Annotated in this window: 4 protein-coding genes, 1 tRNA gene and 3 rRNA genes; 1 reads left to right on the top strand and 7 read right to left on the bottom strand. The window is 64.9% G+C overall.

What is annotated here, in order from left to right:
- Positions 1 to 5 precede the first annotated feature (5 nt).
- A complete protein-coding gene (locus OHT76_RS31205; RefSeq protein ID WP_328874173.1) occupies positions 6 to 686 on the bottom strand; it encodes a response regulator in 681 nt (226 codons plus the stop codon).
- 366 nt (positions 687 to 1,052) lie between these two features.
- Positions 1,053 to 6,458, bottom strand: coding sequence for a HAMP domain-containing protein (locus tag OHT76_RS31200; RefSeq protein WP_328874172.1), 5,406 nt, complete (start codon positions 6,456 to 6,458; stop codon positions 1,053 to 1,055).
- 436 nt (positions 6,459 to 6,894) lie between these two features.
- Here OHT76_RS31200 and OHT76_RS31195 point away from each other — a divergent pair, with 436 nt between their 5' ends.
- Positions 6,895 to 9,645: a SpoIIE family protein phosphatase gene (locus OHT76_RS31195; RefSeq protein ID WP_328874171.1), complete on the top strand. Its 2,751-nt coding sequence runs from the start codon at positions 6,895 to 6,897 to the stop codon at positions 9,643 to 9,645.
- Between the two features lie 62 nt (positions 9,646 to 9,707).
- On the opposite strand, the gene OHT76_RS31190 is transcribed toward OHT76_RS31195, so the two are convergent.
- The 5 genes from OHT76_RS31190 to OHT76_RS31170 form a co-directional block, all read right to left on the bottom strand.
- Positions 9,708 to 9,780: transfer RNA gene (locus tag OHT76_RS31190), tRNA-Thr, on the bottom strand.
- Between the two features lie 79 nt (positions 9,781 to 9,859).
- Entirely contained in the window at positions 9,860 to 10,522 is a 663-nt protein-coding gene (locus OHT76_RS31185) for a DegT/DnrJ/EryC1/StrS family aminotransferase (RefSeq protein WP_328876669.1), read from the bottom strand.
- 115 nt (positions 10,523 to 10,637) lie between these two features.
- A 5S ribosomal RNA gene (gene rrf, locus OHT76_RS31180) occupies positions 10,638 to 10,754 on the bottom strand.
- Between the two features lie 92 nt (positions 10,755 to 10,846).
- Positions 10,847 to 13,968: ribosomal RNA gene (locus tag OHT76_RS31175) — 23S ribosomal RNA — on the bottom strand.
- A gap of 306 nt (positions 13,969 to 14,274) precedes the next feature.
- A 16S ribosomal RNA gene (locus tag OHT76_RS31170) occupies positions 14,275 to 15,800 on the bottom strand.
- The 16S, 23S and 5S rRNA genes sit together here, the layout of an rRNA operon.
- Positions 15,801 to 16,205: the final 405 nt, after the last annotated feature.

The raw sequence follows: 16,205 nt of genomic DNA, 5'->3' as shown, positions 1-16,205 counted from the left end.
GGGCGTCAGTTCTGCGAGGGCACCGAGGAGGTGTTTCCGGCGCCCGGCTCCAACGCGTCCAGCGCGCGCCGCAGTCCGGTGAGTTTGCGTTCCAGGTGGGCTGCCGTGGCGACAGCCGCCGCGTCCGCCGACTCGTCGTCGAGCTGTTTGGACAGCGCCTCGGCCTGCTCCTCGACCGCCGCGAGCCGCGCCGACAGTTCGGCCAGCAGCCCCGCCGGCTCCTTCGTCTCGGCGCCGGCGGACTTGCCGCCGCCCTCCAACTGGAGCCGCAGCAGCGCCGCCTGCTCCCTGAGCTGGCAGTTCTTCATGTACAGCTCGACGAAGACGGAGACCTTCGCCCGCAGCACCCACGGGTCGAACGGCTTGGAGATGTAGTCCACCGCACCGGCGGCATACCCGCGGAAGGTGTGATGGGGACCGTGATTGATCGCGGTGAGGAAGATGATCGGGATGTCCCGGGTCCGCTCCCGGCGCTTGATGTGCGCGGCGGTTTCGAAACCGTCCATTCCCGGCATCTGGACGTCCAGCAGAATGACCGCGAAGTCGTCCGTGAGCAGTGCTTTGAGCGCTTCCTCCCCGGACGATGCCCGCACCAGGGTCTGATCGAGCGCAGAGAGGATCGCCTCCAGCGCGAGCAGATTCTCCGGCCGGTCATCGACCAGGAGGATCTTGGCCTTCTGCACCATGGCCCGCCCTCCTCGCCCCGGCATGGGGCCTCCCCTGTCCGCAGGACTTGGGGAAGCACCGGCGGGTGCCGCCCCAGGGGACGACTCCCTTGCGCCGCCCGTCCTCGTGCCGGTCATGGTAGCCGCACCCCGCCTGTCGCCACACCCTGTCACCGCGATGTCACTGTGCACGTAGCAGAAACGTAGCGGGAGACCAGAAGGTTCCCCGAATCCCGTACTTCTACACGGCGTCGAGCACACTGAGTCAGCAACGCCGTGTGAACACCGTAGGTTCTCACCAGGCCCTTCCCCAGCCCGCACACCGGGCCCGTACGAACCCCGTACGAAGCCCGCACACCGGGCCCGTGAGCAGCCCGGCCGCTCCCGTCACTCCTCCCGCATCCACTGCTCCATCACCGACAGCAGGTGATCGGGGTCGACCGGCTTGGTGACGTAGTCGGAGGCGCCCGACTCGATCGCCTTCTCCCGGTCGCCCTTCATGGCCTTGGCGGTCAGCGCGATGATCGGGAGCCCGGCGAACTGCGGCATCCTGCGGATCGCCGTGGTCGTCGCGTACCCGTCCATCTCGGGCATCATGATGTCCATCAGGACGACCGCCACATCGTCGTGCTGCTCCAGTACCTCGATGCCCTCACGGCCGTTCTCGGCGTACAGCACCGACAGTCCGTGCTGCTCCAGGACGCTGGTGAGCGCGAAGACATTGCGGATGTCGTCGTCGACGATCAGCACCTTCTCCCCGCCGAACCGGATGCCCCGGCGCACCAGCGGCACCGGCTCCTGCTCCACCGACGGCCACTGCTCCTGCAGCGCGGGCCGCTGTTCGAGCTCGGCGGCGGTCCTGCGGCGACGCCGCCGGAAGAGCGCGGCGGCGCCGTTCTGCGTCTCCTGGTACGACTTCACCTCGGCCGGCGTCTCGATCTCCACGTCGGACAGCTCGGACAGGTCCGCGGCCGACACCATCAGGTCCCCGGCCTGCAGGGCGGGCATGGGCTGCTGGTGGTAGCCCTGCGGCGGCAGCTCGCTCGGGTGCAGCGGCAGGTACAGCGTGAAGGTCGAGCCGCGTCCCGGTTCGCTCTGCGCGTGAATCTCGCCGCCGAGCAGTTGCGCGATCTCCCGGGAGATCGAAAGCCCCAGGCCCGTACCGCCGTACTTGCGGCTGGTCGTGCCGTCGGCCTGCTTGAACGCCTCGAAGATCACCCGCATCTTGCTGGCCGCGATGCCAATGCCGGTGTCGGTCACCGAGAACGCGATCAGGTCGGCGTCCGCGTCCCGCAGCGAACCGGCCTCCAGCAACTGCTCCCGGATCGCCACCGGTACGTCCGCCCCGGCCGGCCGGATGACCAGCTCGACCGAGCCGGAGTCGGTGAACTTCACCGCGTTGGACAGCAGGTTGCGCAGCACCTGGAGCAGCCGCTGCTCGTCGGTGTGCAGCGTGGCGGGCAGCTCAGGGGAGACCCGTACGGACAGGTCCAGGCCCTTCTCCGCGGTCAGCGGGCGGAAGGTGGCCTCGACGTAGTCGACGAGCTGGACGAGGGCGATGCGCGTCGGGGAGACGTCCATCTTGCCCGCCTCGACCTTGGACAGGTCGAGGATGTCGTTGATCAGCTGGAGCAGGTCGGAACCCGCGCCGTGGATGGTCTCGGCGAACTCGACCTGCTTCGGTGAGAGGTTGCCCTCGGCGTTGTCGGCGAGCAGCTTGGCCAGAATCAGCAGCGAGTTGAGCGGCGTACGCAGCTCGTGCGACATATTGGCCAGGAACTCGCTCTTGTAGCGCATCGACACCGCGAGCTGCTCGGCGCGCTCCTCCAGGACCTGCCGGGCCTCCTCGATCTCGGTGTTCTTCACCTCGATGTCGCGGTTCTGCTGGGCCAGCAGCTCGGCCTTCTCCTCCAGTTCGGCGTTGGACGCCTGGAGTGCCTTCTGCCGGTTCTCCAACTCGGCCGACCGCTCCTGGAGTTGCTCGGTCAGCTCCTGGGACTGCTTCAGCAGCTGCTCGGTCTTGGTGTTGACGGAGATGGTGTTGACGCTGGTCGCGATCATCTCCGCGATCTGGTTCAGGAAGTCCTTCTGGATCTGCGTGAACGGCGTGAAGGAGGCCAGCTCGATCACCCCGAGCACCTTGCCCTCGAACAGCACCGGCAACACGATCACCTGCGCGGGCGGGGCCTCGCCGAGCCCGGAGGAGATCTTCAGATAGCCGCTGGGCGCGTTCTCCACAAGGATCGTGCGCTTCTCCTGGGCCGCCGTACCGACCAGGGCCTCCCCCGGCCGGAACGAGGTCGGCATGGAGCCCATCGAGTAGCCGTACGAGCCCAGCATCCGCAGCTCGTACTGGTCCTCGCCGACATGGCTCGCGTCGGGCATCGCCAGGAAGAAGGCGCCGTGCTGCGCGGAGACCACCGGCGTCAGCTCGCTCATGATCAGCGAGGCCACGTCCTGGAGGTCACGGCGGCCCTGCATCAGCGCGGAGATCCGGGCGAGGTTGCCCTTGAGCCAGTCCTGCTCCTTGTTGGCGATCGTGGTGTCGCGCAGGTTGGCGATCATCTTGTTGATGTAGTCCTGGAGTTCCTGGATCTCGCCGGAGGCGTCGACGTCGATCTTCAGGTTCAGGTCACCACGGGTCACCGCGGTCGCCACGCGCGCGATGGCACGCACCTGCCGGGTCAGGTTCCCGGCCATCTCGTTCACGGACTCGGTGAGGTCGCGCCAGGTTCCGTCGACGTCACGCACGCGTGCCTGGCCGCCGAGCTGTCCTTCGGTGCCCACCTCGCGGGCGACTCGGGTTACTTCCTCGGCGAAGGAGGAGAGCTGGTCGACCATCGTGTTGATCGTCGTCTTGAGTTCGAGGATCTCGCCCCGCGCGTCGATGTCGATCTTCTTGGTCAGATCACCCTTGGCGATGGCGGTGGTCACCATGGCGATGTTCCGCACCTGACCGGTCAGGTTGGACGCCATCTGGTTCACCGACTCGGTGAGGTCCTTCCACGTACCGGCCACACCCGGCACGCGCGCCTGGCCGCCCAGGATGCCGTCCGTGCCCACCTCACGGGCCACCTTGGTGACCTGGTCGGCGAACGAACTCAGCGTCTTCACCATGGTGTTGAAGGTGTCCGCGAGCTGCGCGACCTCGCCGCGCGCCTCGATCGTCACCGTCCGGGTGAGGTCGCCGTTGGCGACCGCGTTCGCGACCTGGGAAATGTTCCGTACCTGCATGGTCAGATTCTTGGCCATCAGGTTGACGTTGCCGCTGAGGTCCTTCCAGATGCCCGTGATGCCGGGCACATGCGCCTGGCCGCCCAGGATGCCCTCGGTGCCCACCTCGCGGGCCACCCGGGTCACCTGCTCGGCGAAGGAGGACAGCTGGTCCACCATCGTGTTGACGGTGGTGACGAGCTCGAGGATCTCGCCCTTCGCGTCGACGGTGATCTTCTTGGACAGGTCGCCCTTGGCGACCGCGGTCGTGACCTCGGCGATCTGGCGCACCTGGATGGTCAGGTTGTTCGCCATGAAGTTCACGGACTGGGTGAGGTCCTTCCAGGTGCCGGAGACACCCTGCACCTCGGCCTGCCCGCCGAGCTGGCCCTCCGTACCCACCTCACGGGCGACCCTGGTGACCTCCTCCGCGAACGACGACAGCTGGTCGACCATCGTGTTCAGGGTGTTCTTCAGCTCCAGGATCTCCCCGCGCGCGTCCACGGTGATCTTCTGGGAGAGGTCACCCCGGGCCACCGCGGTGGCGACTTGCGCGATATTGCGCACCTGGGCGGTGAGATTGCCGGCCATGCCGTTCACGGAGTCGGTCAGATCGCGCCACACACCGGCCACACCGGGCACCTGCGCCTGCCCGCCCAGGCGCCCCTCGGTGCCCACCTCGCGGGCCACCCGGGTCACCTGCTCGGCGAAGCCGGAGAGCTGGTCGACCATCGTGTTGATGGTGTTCTTCAGCTCGAGGATCTCCCCGCGCGCGTCCACGTCGATCTTCTGGGAGAGGTCACCCCGGGCCACCGCCGTGGTCACCTGAGCGATCTGCCGCACCTGCGAGGTCAGATTGCCGCCCATGAAGTTGACGGAGTCGGTGAGCTCCTTCCACGTCCCCGACACACCCGGTACGACCGCCTGACCGCCCAGGCGGCCCTCCGTGCCCACGTCCCGCGCCATCCGCGTCACCTGGTCGGCGAAGGCCGACAGCTGGTCCACCATCGTGTTCACGGTGTTCTTCAGCTGGAGCATCTCGCCGGAGACGTCCACGGTGACCTTCTGCGAGAGGTCGCCGTTGGCCACGGCCGTCGTCACCTGGGCGATGTTCCTCACCTGTCCGGTGAGGTTGCGGAACGCGGTGTTGACGGAGTCCGTAAGGTCCTTCCACGTCCCCGCCGCTCCGGGCACCTGCGCCTGCCCGCCCAGCTCACCCTCGACACCGACCTCCCGCGCCACGCGCGTGACCTCGGAACCGAAGGACGACAGCTGGTCCACCATGCCGTTGACGGTGTTCTTGAGCTCCAGCATCTCGCCGGCCACATCGACGGTGACCTTCTGCGAGAGATCACCGTTGGCCACGGCCGTCGTCACCGCGGCGATGTCCCGCACCTGGATCGTCAAGTTCCGGAAGACCGTGTTGACGGAGTCCGTCAGGTCCTTCCAGGTGCCCGCGGCACCCGGCACATTCGCCTGGCCGCCCAGCCGGCCCTCGGCGCCGACCTCGTTGGCCACGCGCGTGACCTCGTCCGCGAAGATCCGCAGCGTCTCGGTCATCTGGTTGATGGTGTCCGCGAGCTGCGCCACCTCACCACGTGCCGACACGGTCACCTTCTGCGACAGATCGCCGTTGGCGACCGCGGTGGTGACCTGTGAGATACCCCGCACCTGGGCCGTGAGGTTACCGGCCATGAGGTTCACCGAATCGGTGAGGTCCTTCCACACGCCCGCCACACCCGGCACCTGCGCCTGCCCGCCGAGCTCGCCCTCGGTGCCCACCTCGCGCGCGACCCGGGTCACCTCGGAGGAGAACGACGACAGCTGGTCCACCATCGTGTTGACGGTGTTCTTCAGCTCCAGCATCTCGCCGGCCACATGGACCGTGACCTTCCGGGACAGATCACCCTTGGCAACCGCGGTGGTCACCAGCGCGATGTCCCGCACCTGCGCGGTCAGCCGGTACGCCATCGTGTTGACGGAGTCCGTGAGGTCCTTCCACGAACCCGACATGCCACGCACGCGTGCCTGCCCGCCCAGCTTGCCCTCGGTGCCCACCTCGCTGGCCACGCGTGTGACCTCGTCGGTGAACGTGGACAGCTGGTCGACGAGATTGTTGACGGTACGGCCGACCTTCAGGAACTCCCCGCGCAGCGGATGCCCGGTCCCGTCCGGCGCCTGCGTCCGCAGCTCCATACGCGGCGACAGATCGCCCTCCGCGACCGCGGACAGCACCCGGCCGACCTCGGAGACGGGCCGTACGAGATCGTCGACCAGGGCGTTGGAATTGTCGACGGCGGTCGCCCAGGAGCCCTCACAGGCGCCTGTTTCCAGTCGTTCCGTGAGCTTGCCCTCTCGGCCGACCATGCGCCGCACCCGCGACAGTTCGCCGGTCAGATGCAGATTGCGGTCGGCCACCTCGTTGAAGACCGCCGCGATCTCGGACATCACGCCGTCGCCGGAGACCGTTAGCCGCTTGCGGAAGTTCCCGTCCCGCATCGACACGAGCGCCGCCAGCAGTCGGTTCAGGGCGGCCGTGTCCACCGCGGTGGTCCCACCGCGCGGTTTGCGCTGGTTCATCAGGGACTGTCCGCCTTTCGCGCGCGTCTTCGTGCCCCGCGTCGCTGCGCCAGACTCCACTGTGTCCCTCCCGCAGGGGTCGACCGTCACTGCCGTGCTCCCGGCACTCATGCTCGCGTACCGGTTACTGCTGGGTATTTCTGCCGGATATACCAGGCCGCACCACGGGCTGCTGCCCGCCGTCCGCGATGGACAATCAGCCTGCCCGGACCTTCACAAGAAGCTTGCCCAGTGTTTCACCCCGGCTGAACCCGGCCATAACAGTTCGGCAGCTTCGCACACCGTCCGCACACCCTCCGGGCGGAAACACTGCAGACCGGCATCCGCATGGACGGCGAAGGTAAGTAACCTTGCATGCGGCTGTCCAGCCGCACCGGTCCGTCCGGCTAGGGCGGTGGCACGGAAACGAGCGGGCATCGGAGGGGCGGCCGCACACATGACCACCGGACTGATCCCGGGGGAGCAGCCCTCGGACCCCCGGCCGACGGGCAGCCTGCCGCATCAGCGGCAGGAGCCGGCCGGCCACGGAGCCCTGCATGTCGACAACCGGTCGAGGAGTTCTGTGATCACCGCGCGCGCGGCCGCCAGCTTCGAGCCCGTCGGGCGATCGGTCGCGAGCGCCCGCTCCTTCGTCCGCGACACCCTCCAGGGCTGGGGCTTCGCCGACATCGTCGACGACGCCGTGGTCCTCACCAGCGAGCTGGTGACCAATGCCGTGGTGCACGCGGGCACTTCCGCCGACGTCCTGTGTCTGCGCGCCGACGACGGCGTCCGGATCGAGGTCGCCGACCGCTACCCGGAGCGCGAGATCCCGCTCCAGGGCACGGCCGTCAACATGGGCAGCCCCGACCGCGAGGGCGGCCGCGGCCTCCAACTGTGCGCGGCCCTGGCCGGCCGCTGGGGCGTCGAGTACACCCCCACGCACAAGCAGGTCTGGTTCCAACTCGACCTTCCTGAGCGCCCGGTGGGCACCCGGGCCGCCGGCCCCTCCCTCCCCGCCGACCTCCTCCCGCTCGCCGACGGCCGCGTCCGCGTCGCCGTGGTCCAGATCGACCGTACGGGCGCCATCTCGGCGTGGAACGAGGACGCCGAGGAACTCTTCGGCTACCCCGCCGAGCAGGTCACCGGCAAGCCCCTCACCGACCTCGCCGCCTGGCCGCACACCCCGGGCACCAGCACCGGCATCGCGGAGGCCCTCCAACTCTCCCGCTGGGAGGGCAGTTACGGCATCCGCGGCGCCAACGGCCGGGTGACCCCGGTGTACGCCTCCCACCTCCGCGTCCGCGACACCGGCGGCGAGCCCTCCACGGTCTGCCTGCTCGTCCGGGATCACGAACGCGCGGTCCTCCAGACGCCGTTGCGCATGCCGTCCTCCGACGCCGGCGGCGGCGGAGAGGGCCAGAGCACCGACCCCTTCGAGGTGTTCATCGGCTCCCCGGCCCCGGACGACCTGGACGGCCTTCTGCAGCGCACGGTGGAGCGCGCCCGCGACATGCTCGACGGCGACTCCGCTTTCCTGCTCCTCGCGACCGACGACGAGACCGAGTTGGAGGTCCGCGCCTCCACCGGCCTGCCCTCCGCCCGCCAGCGCTTCGCGCGCGTGCCCGTCGAGGCGGGCCCGGGCCGCTACGGCTCGGCCCGCATGCCGGCCGTCCACGACGACCTGACGGCCGTCCCCGGCGCCGTCCCGCTGCTCAGCGGCACCGGCATGCGCTCGGTGGTGACCGTCCCCCTGAAGGTCGAGGGCCGCCTCACCGGCTCCCTCGGCGTCGCGGCGGAGGCCCCCGGCAGATACTCCAACGAAGAGGCCCTACGGCTCCAATTCGCCGCCGACCGCATCGCGTTGGCCGTCGAGTCGGCACGCCTCGGCGAACTGGAGCGCCTGCGCCGAGGCTCGCTGAGCTTCCTGGTCGAAGCCTCCGACCTGCTCGCCGGCACCCTGGACCGCGACCAGACTCTCGCCCTGATGGCCCAGATGACGGTCCCGACCCTGGCCACCTGGTGCGCGGTCTACACCATCGCCGACCAGGCCTCCGAGCCGTACCTGTCGTACGTCCTGCACGAGGACGAGGAACTCATCGACGGCATCAAATCGTTGCTCTCGAAGATCGCCCCGCCCGACCCGGTCCCCACCCCCGGCGCCCGCATCTGGTCCGCCCCCGCGGAGGCCGCTCACCAGGCCGCCCTGCGCACTTCCATGCGCAGCCTGGGCCTCGGCGAGCCGCTCCCGCGCGTCAGTTCGGGCATCGGCCCCACCCTCGCCACGGCATCGGCGGTCGGCGGCGAGACGGTCGTACTCCCCCTGGTGGCCCGTAACCGCGTCATCGGCATGCTGACCCTCGGCAAGCCCACCGACGAGCATTTCCGCCAGGAAATCCTGGAGTTGGCAGAAGACCTCTCCCGCCGGGCCGCCCTGGCCCTCGACAACGCCCGCCTGTACTCGGAGCGCACGGCCATCAGCCAGTCCCTCCAGCGCAGCCTCCTGCCGCCCGAACTCCCCGAGATCGACGGCGTCGAGGTCGAGGTCATCTACCGCGCGGCCGGCGAGGGCAACGAAGTCGGCGGCGACTTCTACGACCTCTTCCCGATCAGCGACGGCGCCTACGGCTTCGCCATCGGCGACGTCTGCGGTACGGGCCCGAACGCGGCGGCGGTCACGGGCCTCGCCCGGCACGCGCTGCGCCTCCTGGCCCGCGAGGGCCTCAGCGGCCCCGCGGTCCTGGAGCGCCTCAACTCCGCGATCCTCGACGAGGGCGCCCGCAGCCGCTTCCTGACCCTCCTGTACGGCGAGCTGCGCCCGCAGCAGGACGGCAGCGCGGAGTTGAAGGTGGTCTGCGCCGGCCATCCCCTCCCGCTCCGCCTGCGCCAGGACGGCACGGTCGAACCGGCCGCCGAACCCCAGCCGTTGCTGGGCGTGATGGAGGACCTGGAGCTCTACGAGCAGACCGTCACGCTCGACCCCGGCGATGTCCTGCTGTGCGTCACTGACGGTGTGACCGAGCGCCGCGAAGGCAGTCGCATGCTGGGCGACGACGGCCTCATCGACGTCCTGACGACCTGCACGGGCCTGACGGCAGGCGCGGTCGCCGCCCGCATCATGCGCGCCGTGGAGCGCTTCGCCTCGGACGCCCCGTCCGACGACATGGCGATCCTCGCAATGCGCGTGCCGGGCCTCCACACTGACTGACAGAGACAAGGACGGATACGAGAAAGGCCCCCGCCCGTAAGGGCGGAGGCCTTTTCTTCTTGAGCCCCCAAACGGAATCGAACCGTTGACCTTCTCCTTACCATGGAGACGCTCTACCGACTGAGCTATAGGGGCCTGTTGCCTTCGGGATCTGCCCCGCGGCAACGAGCTAAATCATACCCTCAATTCGCGCATGCTTCGAACCAACGGTTCTTCAGACGGCGGGCTGCAGCAACCCACCCAGCGCGTTGCATGCGGAGACGATTCGCTGCATGTCCCGCTTGGTCAACGCGGCATCCACAGGCAGCGTGAGCGTCTCGTCGGCGGCCCGCTCGGTCTCCGGCAACGACACACACCGACGGAACTCCGGCAGCCGGTGCACGGGCGTCTTCACCGGCACCTTGCAGTCAACTCCGCGAGCCCGCACGGCGCGAGCGAAGGCGTCCCGATCGGGCCGCCCGTTCCCGGGCACGCGCACGACGTACTGCTGGTAGGTGTGCCCATCGCCCCCGTCGGGCGTCCACACACCCTTCAGCTTCGAGTCCAGATAAGCGGCCCGCTGCCGACGCTGAGCAATCTCGTCATACGGCGCCTCGGACTCGCCCTGTTCCAGCACGAGCAGCCCGTGCCGCTGCCCCACCCCGTGCAGCCGCGCGATGTCGGCGGACCGCCCGAAGCGGTGTACGGCGACTACGGCCGCGGTCCGTGCGGTCACGACCGCCTCGACGGCAACGGCGTCCAGGCAGTACGTGACCGGGTCTATGTCGGCGAACACCGGAAGCGCCCCGGCCAGGATCACGGCCTCGGCGACCTCGGCGTTCCCGAAGGCCGGTACGACGACCTCGTCACCGACTCCGACGCCGGCGGCCCTGAGCATTGCAGCAGTACCCATGCTGCGGATGTTGGTTCCGCAACGTGAACTTCAAGTGACGCACAGCAAAAAAGGGTTGGACCCCGAACCGAAGTTCAGGATCCAACCCTTTTCAAGATTTGTTCAGCGGCGTCCTACTCTCCCACAGGGTCCCCCCTGCAGTACCATCGGCGCTGTAAGGCTTAGCTTCCGGGTTCGGAATGTAACCGGGCGTTTCCCTCACGCTATGACCACCGAAACACTATGAAACTGTGAACTGCCGCACCACACCGTGACCATGGCATAGGGCTGTTCGTGGTTTCAGAACCAACACAGTGGACGCGAGCAACTGAGGACAAGCCCTCGGCCTATTAGTACCGGTCAACTCCACACGTTACCGTGCTTCCATATCCGGCCTATCAACCCAGTCGTCTACTGGGAGCCTTACCCTCTCAAGGAGGTGGGAATACTCATCTCGAAGCAGGCTTCCCGCTTAGATGCTTTCAGCGGTTATCCCTCCCGAACGTAGCCAACCAGCCATGCCCTTGGCAGGACAACTGGCACACCAGAGGTTCGTCCGTCCCGGTCCTCTCGTACTAGGGACAGCCCTTCTCAATATTCCTACGCGCACAGCGGATAGGGACCGAACTGTCTCACGACGTTCTAAACCCAGCTCGCGTACCGCTTTAATGGGCGAACAGCCCAACCCTTGGGACCGACTCCAGCCCCAGGATGCGACGAGCCGACATCGAGGTGCCAAACCATCCCGTCGATATGGACTCTTGGGGAAGATCAGCCTGTTATCCCCGGGGTACCTTTTATCCGTTGAGCGACGGCGCTTCCACAAGCCACCGCCGGATCACTAGTCCCGACTTTCGTCCCTGCTCGACCCGTCGGTCTCACAGTCAAGCTCCCTTGTGCACTTACACTCAACACCTGATTGCCAACCAGGCTGAGGGAACCTTTGGGCGCCTCCGTTACTCTTTAGGAGGCAACCGCCCCAGTTAAACTACCCATCAGACACTGTCCCTGATCCGGATCACGGACCCAGGTTAGACATCCAGCACGACCAGACTGGTATTTCAACGACGACTCCCCCTGAACTGGCGTCCAGAGTTCACAGTCTCCCAGCTATCCTACACAAGCCGAACCGAACACCAATATCAAACTGTAGTAAAGGTCCCGGGGTCTTTCCGTCCTGCTGCGCGAAACGAGCATCTTTACTCGTAGTGCAATTTCACCGGGCCTATGGTTGAGACAGTCGAGAAGTCGTTACGCCATTCGTGCAGGTCGGAACTTACCCGACAAGGAATTTCGCTACCTTAGGATGGTTATAGTTACCACCGCCGTTTACTGGCGCTTAAGTTCTCAGCTTCGCCACCCCGAAGAGTGACTAACCGGTCCCCTTAACGTTCCAGCACCGGGCAGGCGTCAGTCCGTATACATCGCCTTACGGCTTCGCACGGACCTGTGTTTTTAGTAAACAGTCGCTTCTCGCTGGTCTCTGCGGCCACCCCCAGCTCGAGGAGCAAGTCCTCTCACCAGTGATGGCCCCCCTTCTCCCGAAGTTACGGGGGCATTTTGCCGAGTTCCTTAACCATAGTTCACCCGAACGCCTCGGTATTCTCTACCTGACCACCTGAGTCGGTTTAGGGTACGGGCCGCCATGAAACTCGCTAGAGGCTTTTCTCGACAGCATAGGATCATCCACTTCACCACAATCGGCTCGGCATCAGGTCTCAGCCTCATGTGCGACGGATTTGCCTATCGCACGGCCTACACCCTTACCCCGGGACAACCACCACCCGGGCTGGACTACCTTCCTGCGTCACCCCATCACTCACCTACTGCAAGTCTGGTCCGTCGGCTCCACCACTCCCCTTTGCCCGAAGGCTCCGGGGCGGCTTCACGGACTTAGCATCGCCTGGTTCAGTGTTTGACGCTTCACAGCGGGTACCGGAATATCAACCGGTTATCCATCGACTACGCCTGTCGGCCTCGCCTTAGGTCCCGACTTACCCTGGGCAGATCAGCTTGACCCAGGAACCCTTAGTCAATCGGCGCACACGTTTCTCACGTGTGTATCGCTACTCATGCCTGCATTCTCACTCGTGAACCGTCCACCACTGCCTTCCGGCGCGGCTTCACCCGGCACACGACGCTCCCCTACCCATCCATACAGGCGTTGGCCCTATTGTATGAATGACACGACTTCGGCGGTACGCTTGAGCCCCGCTACATTGTCGGCGCGGAATCACTAGACCAGTGAGCTATTACGCACTCTTTCAAGGGTGGCTGCTTCTAAGCCAACCTCCTGGTTGTCTGTGCGACTCCACATCCTTTCCCACTTAGCGTACGCTTAGGGGCCTTAGTCGATGCTCTGGGCTGTTTCCCTCTCGACCATGGAGCTTATCCCCCACAGTCTCACTGCCGCGCTCTCACTTACCGGCATTCGGAGTTTGGCTAAGGTCAGTAACCCGGTAGGGCCCATCGCCTATCCAGTGCTCTACCTCCGGCAAGAAACACACGACGCTGCACCTAAATGCATTTCGGGGAGAACCAGCTATCACGGAGTTTGATTGGCCTTTCACCCCTAACCACAGGTCATCCCCCAGGTTTTCAACCCTGGTGGGTTCGGTCCTCCACGAAGTCTTACCTCCGCTTCAACCTGCCCATGGCTAGATCACTCCGCTTCGGGTCTTGAGCGCGCTACTATACCGCCCTATTCGGACTCGCTTTCGCTACGGCTTCCCCACACGGGTTAACCTCGCAACACACCGCAAACTCGCAGGCTCATTCTTCAAAAGGCACGCAGTCACGAGACACCAAGCAAGCTTGATGTCCGACGCTCCCACGGCTTGTAGGCACACGGTTTCAGGTACTATTTCACTCCGCTCCCGCGGTACTTTTCACCATTCCCTCACGGTACTATCCGCTATCGGTCACCAGGGAATATTTAGGCTTAGCGGGTGGTCCCGCCAGATTCACACGGGATTTCTCGGGCCCCGTGCTACTTGGGTGTCTCTCAAGCAAGCCGCTGATGTTTCGACTACGGGGGTCTTACCCTCTACGCCGGGCCTTTCGCATGCCCTTCGCCTACATCAACGGTTTCTGACTCGCCTCACAGCCGGCAGACTGTGAAAGAGAGATCCCACAACCCCGTATGCGCAACCCCTGCCGGGTCTCACACGCATACGGTTTGGCCTCATCCGGTTTCGCTCGCCACTACTCCCGGAATCACGGTTGTTTTCTCTTCCTGCGGGTACTGAGATGTTTCACTTCCCCGCGTTCCCTCCACATACCCTATGTGTTCAGGTATGGGTGACAGCCCATGACGACTGCCGGGTTTCCCCATTCGGAAACCCCCGGATCAAAGCCTGGTTGACGACTCCCCGGGGACTATCGTGGCCTCCCACGTCCTTCATCGGTTCCTGGTGCCAAGGCATCCACCGTGCGCCCTTAAAAACTTGGCCACAGATGCTCGCGTCCACTGTGCAGTTCTCAAACAACGACCAGCCACCCATCACCCCCGGCACAAACCGGAGTTCACTGGGGCCGGCGACTGAGGAAAAACCATTCCCTCAGACACCCAACAACGTGCCCGGCACACTCCCCGCTCCCCTCGACGTTCCACGCTCCGAAGAGCAGTACTGGAAGGAGAAGACGATCAAGTGTGCCGAATAGTCAACGTTCCACCCATGAGCTAACCACCGTCGATCATTCGCCGACGTAGTGGCTCTGGACCACCAAGCAAGCTTGGCGGCCTAGATGCTCCTTAGAAAGGAGGTGATCCAGCCGCACCTTCCGGTACGGCTACCTTGTTACGACTTCGTCCCAATCGCCAGTCCCACCTTCGACAGCTCCCTCCCACAAGGGGTTGGGCCACCGGCTTCGGGTGTTACCGACTTTCGTGACGTGACGGGCGGTGTGTACAAGGCCCGGGAACGTATTCACCGCAGCAATGCTGATCTGCGATTACTAGCAACTCCGACTTCATGGGGTCGAGTTGCAGACCCCAATCCGAACTGAGACCGGCTTTTTGAGATTCGCTCTACCTCACGGTTTCGCAGCTCATTGTACCGGCCATTGTAGCACGTGTGCAGCCCAAGACATAAGGGGCATGATGACTTGACGTCGTCCCCACCTTCCTCCGAGTTGACCCCGGCGGTCTCCTGTGAGTCCCCATCACCCCGAAGGGCATGCTGGCAACACAGGACAAGGGTTGCGCTCGTTGCGGGACTTAACCCAACATCTCACGACACGAGCTGACGACAGCCATGCACCACCTGTACACCGACCACAAGGGGGGCACTATCTCTAATGCTTTCCGGTGTATGTCAAGCCTTGGTAAGGTTCTTCGCGTTGCGTCGAATTAAGCCACATGCTCCGCTGCTTGTGCGGGCCCCCGTCAATTCCTTTGAGTTTTAGCCTTGCGGCCGTACTCCCCAGGCGGGGAACTTAATGCGTTAGCTGCGGCACCGACGACGTGGAATGTCGCCAACACCTAGTTCCCACCGTTTACGGCGTGGACTACCAGGGTATCTAATCCTGTTCGCTCCCCACGCTTTCGCTCCTCAGCGTCAGTAATGGCCCAGAGATCCGCCTTCGCCACCGGTGTTCCTCCTGATATCTGCGCATTTCACCGCTACACCAGGAATTCCGATCTCCCCTACCACACTCTAGCTAGCCCGTATCGACTGCAGACCCGGGGTTAAGCCCCGGGCTTTCACAATCGACGTGACAAGCCGCCTACGAGCTCTTTACGCCCAATAATTCCGGACAACGCTTGCGCCCTACGTATTACCGCGGCTGCTGGCACGTAGTTAGCCGGCGCTTCTTCTGCAGGTACCGTCACTTTCGCTTCTTCCCTGCTGAAAGAGGTTTACAACCCGAAGGCCGTCATCCCTCACGCGGCGTCGCTGCATCAGGCTTTCGCCCATTGTGCAATATTCCCCACTGCTGCCTCCCGTAGGAGTCTGGGCCGTGTCTCAGTCCCAGTGTGGCCGGTCGCCCTCTCAGGCCGGCTACCCGTCGTCGCCTTGGTGAGCCATTACCTCACCAACAAGCTGATAGGCCGCGGGCTCATCCTTCACCGCCGGAGCTTTTAACCCCCGCCCATGCAGGCAGGAGTGTTATCCGGTATTAGACCCCGTTTCCAGGGCTTGTCCCAGAGTGAAGGGCAGATTGCCCACGTGTTACTCACCCGTTCGCCACTAATCCCCACCGAAGTGGTTCATCGTTCGACTTGCATGTGTTAAGCACGCCGCCAGCGTTCGTCCTGAGCCAGGATCAAACTCTCCGTGAATGTTTACCGGTAATCCGGTTTGACACCACGAGAGCGGTGCGAGAGGAGGAATAATCCCCTCGCACACAGCGTCCTCGCTGTGTTATTTCAAAGGAACCTCGACCATCGGAGTATTCCGACGGACGGGGTATCAACATATCTGGCGTTGACTTTTGGCACGCTGTTGAGTTCTCAAGGAACGGTCGCTTCCTTTGTACTCACCCTCGCGGGCTTTCCTCCGGGCTTCCCTTCGTTCTTGCTTTTCCGACTCTATCAGATCTTTCCGATCCGATTTCCTCGGTGCTTTCCAGGTTCTCGCTTTCGCGTTTCCCTTTCCGGCGGTTCCGACTTTATCAGAAGTTCTGAGTCGGATTTCCCGCCCCCTTCGGGGACTGGTTCCGGCGCACGAGGCGGCCGGGTTCCCGT

Source organism: Streptomyces sp. NBC_00287 (genome assembly GCF_036173105.1).
Taxonomy (GTDB): domain Bacteria; phylum Actinomycetota; class Actinomycetes; order Streptomycetales; family Streptomycetaceae; genus Streptomyces.
The sequence above is the reverse complement of the archived record's forward strand: the minus strand, read 5'-3'. Positions and strand labels throughout refer to the sequence as shown.

Coding starts and splice junctions, on each gene's coding strand:
- OHT76_RS31185 (WP_328876669.1), bottom strand. CDS start 10,522: ATGCTCAGGGCCGCCGGCGTCGGAGTCGGTGACGAGGTCGTCGTACCG.
- OHT76_RS31205 (WP_328874173.1), bottom strand. CDS start 686: ATGGTGCAGAAGGCCAAGATCCTCCTGGTCGATGACCGGCCGGAGAAT.
- OHT76_RS31195 (WP_328874171.1), top strand. CDS start 6,895: ATGACCACCGGACTGATCCCGGGGGAGCAGCCCTCGGACCCCCGGCCG.
- OHT76_RS31200 (WP_328874172.1), bottom strand. CDS start 6,458: ATGAACCAGCGCAAACCGCGCGGTGGGACCACCGCGGTGGACACGGCC.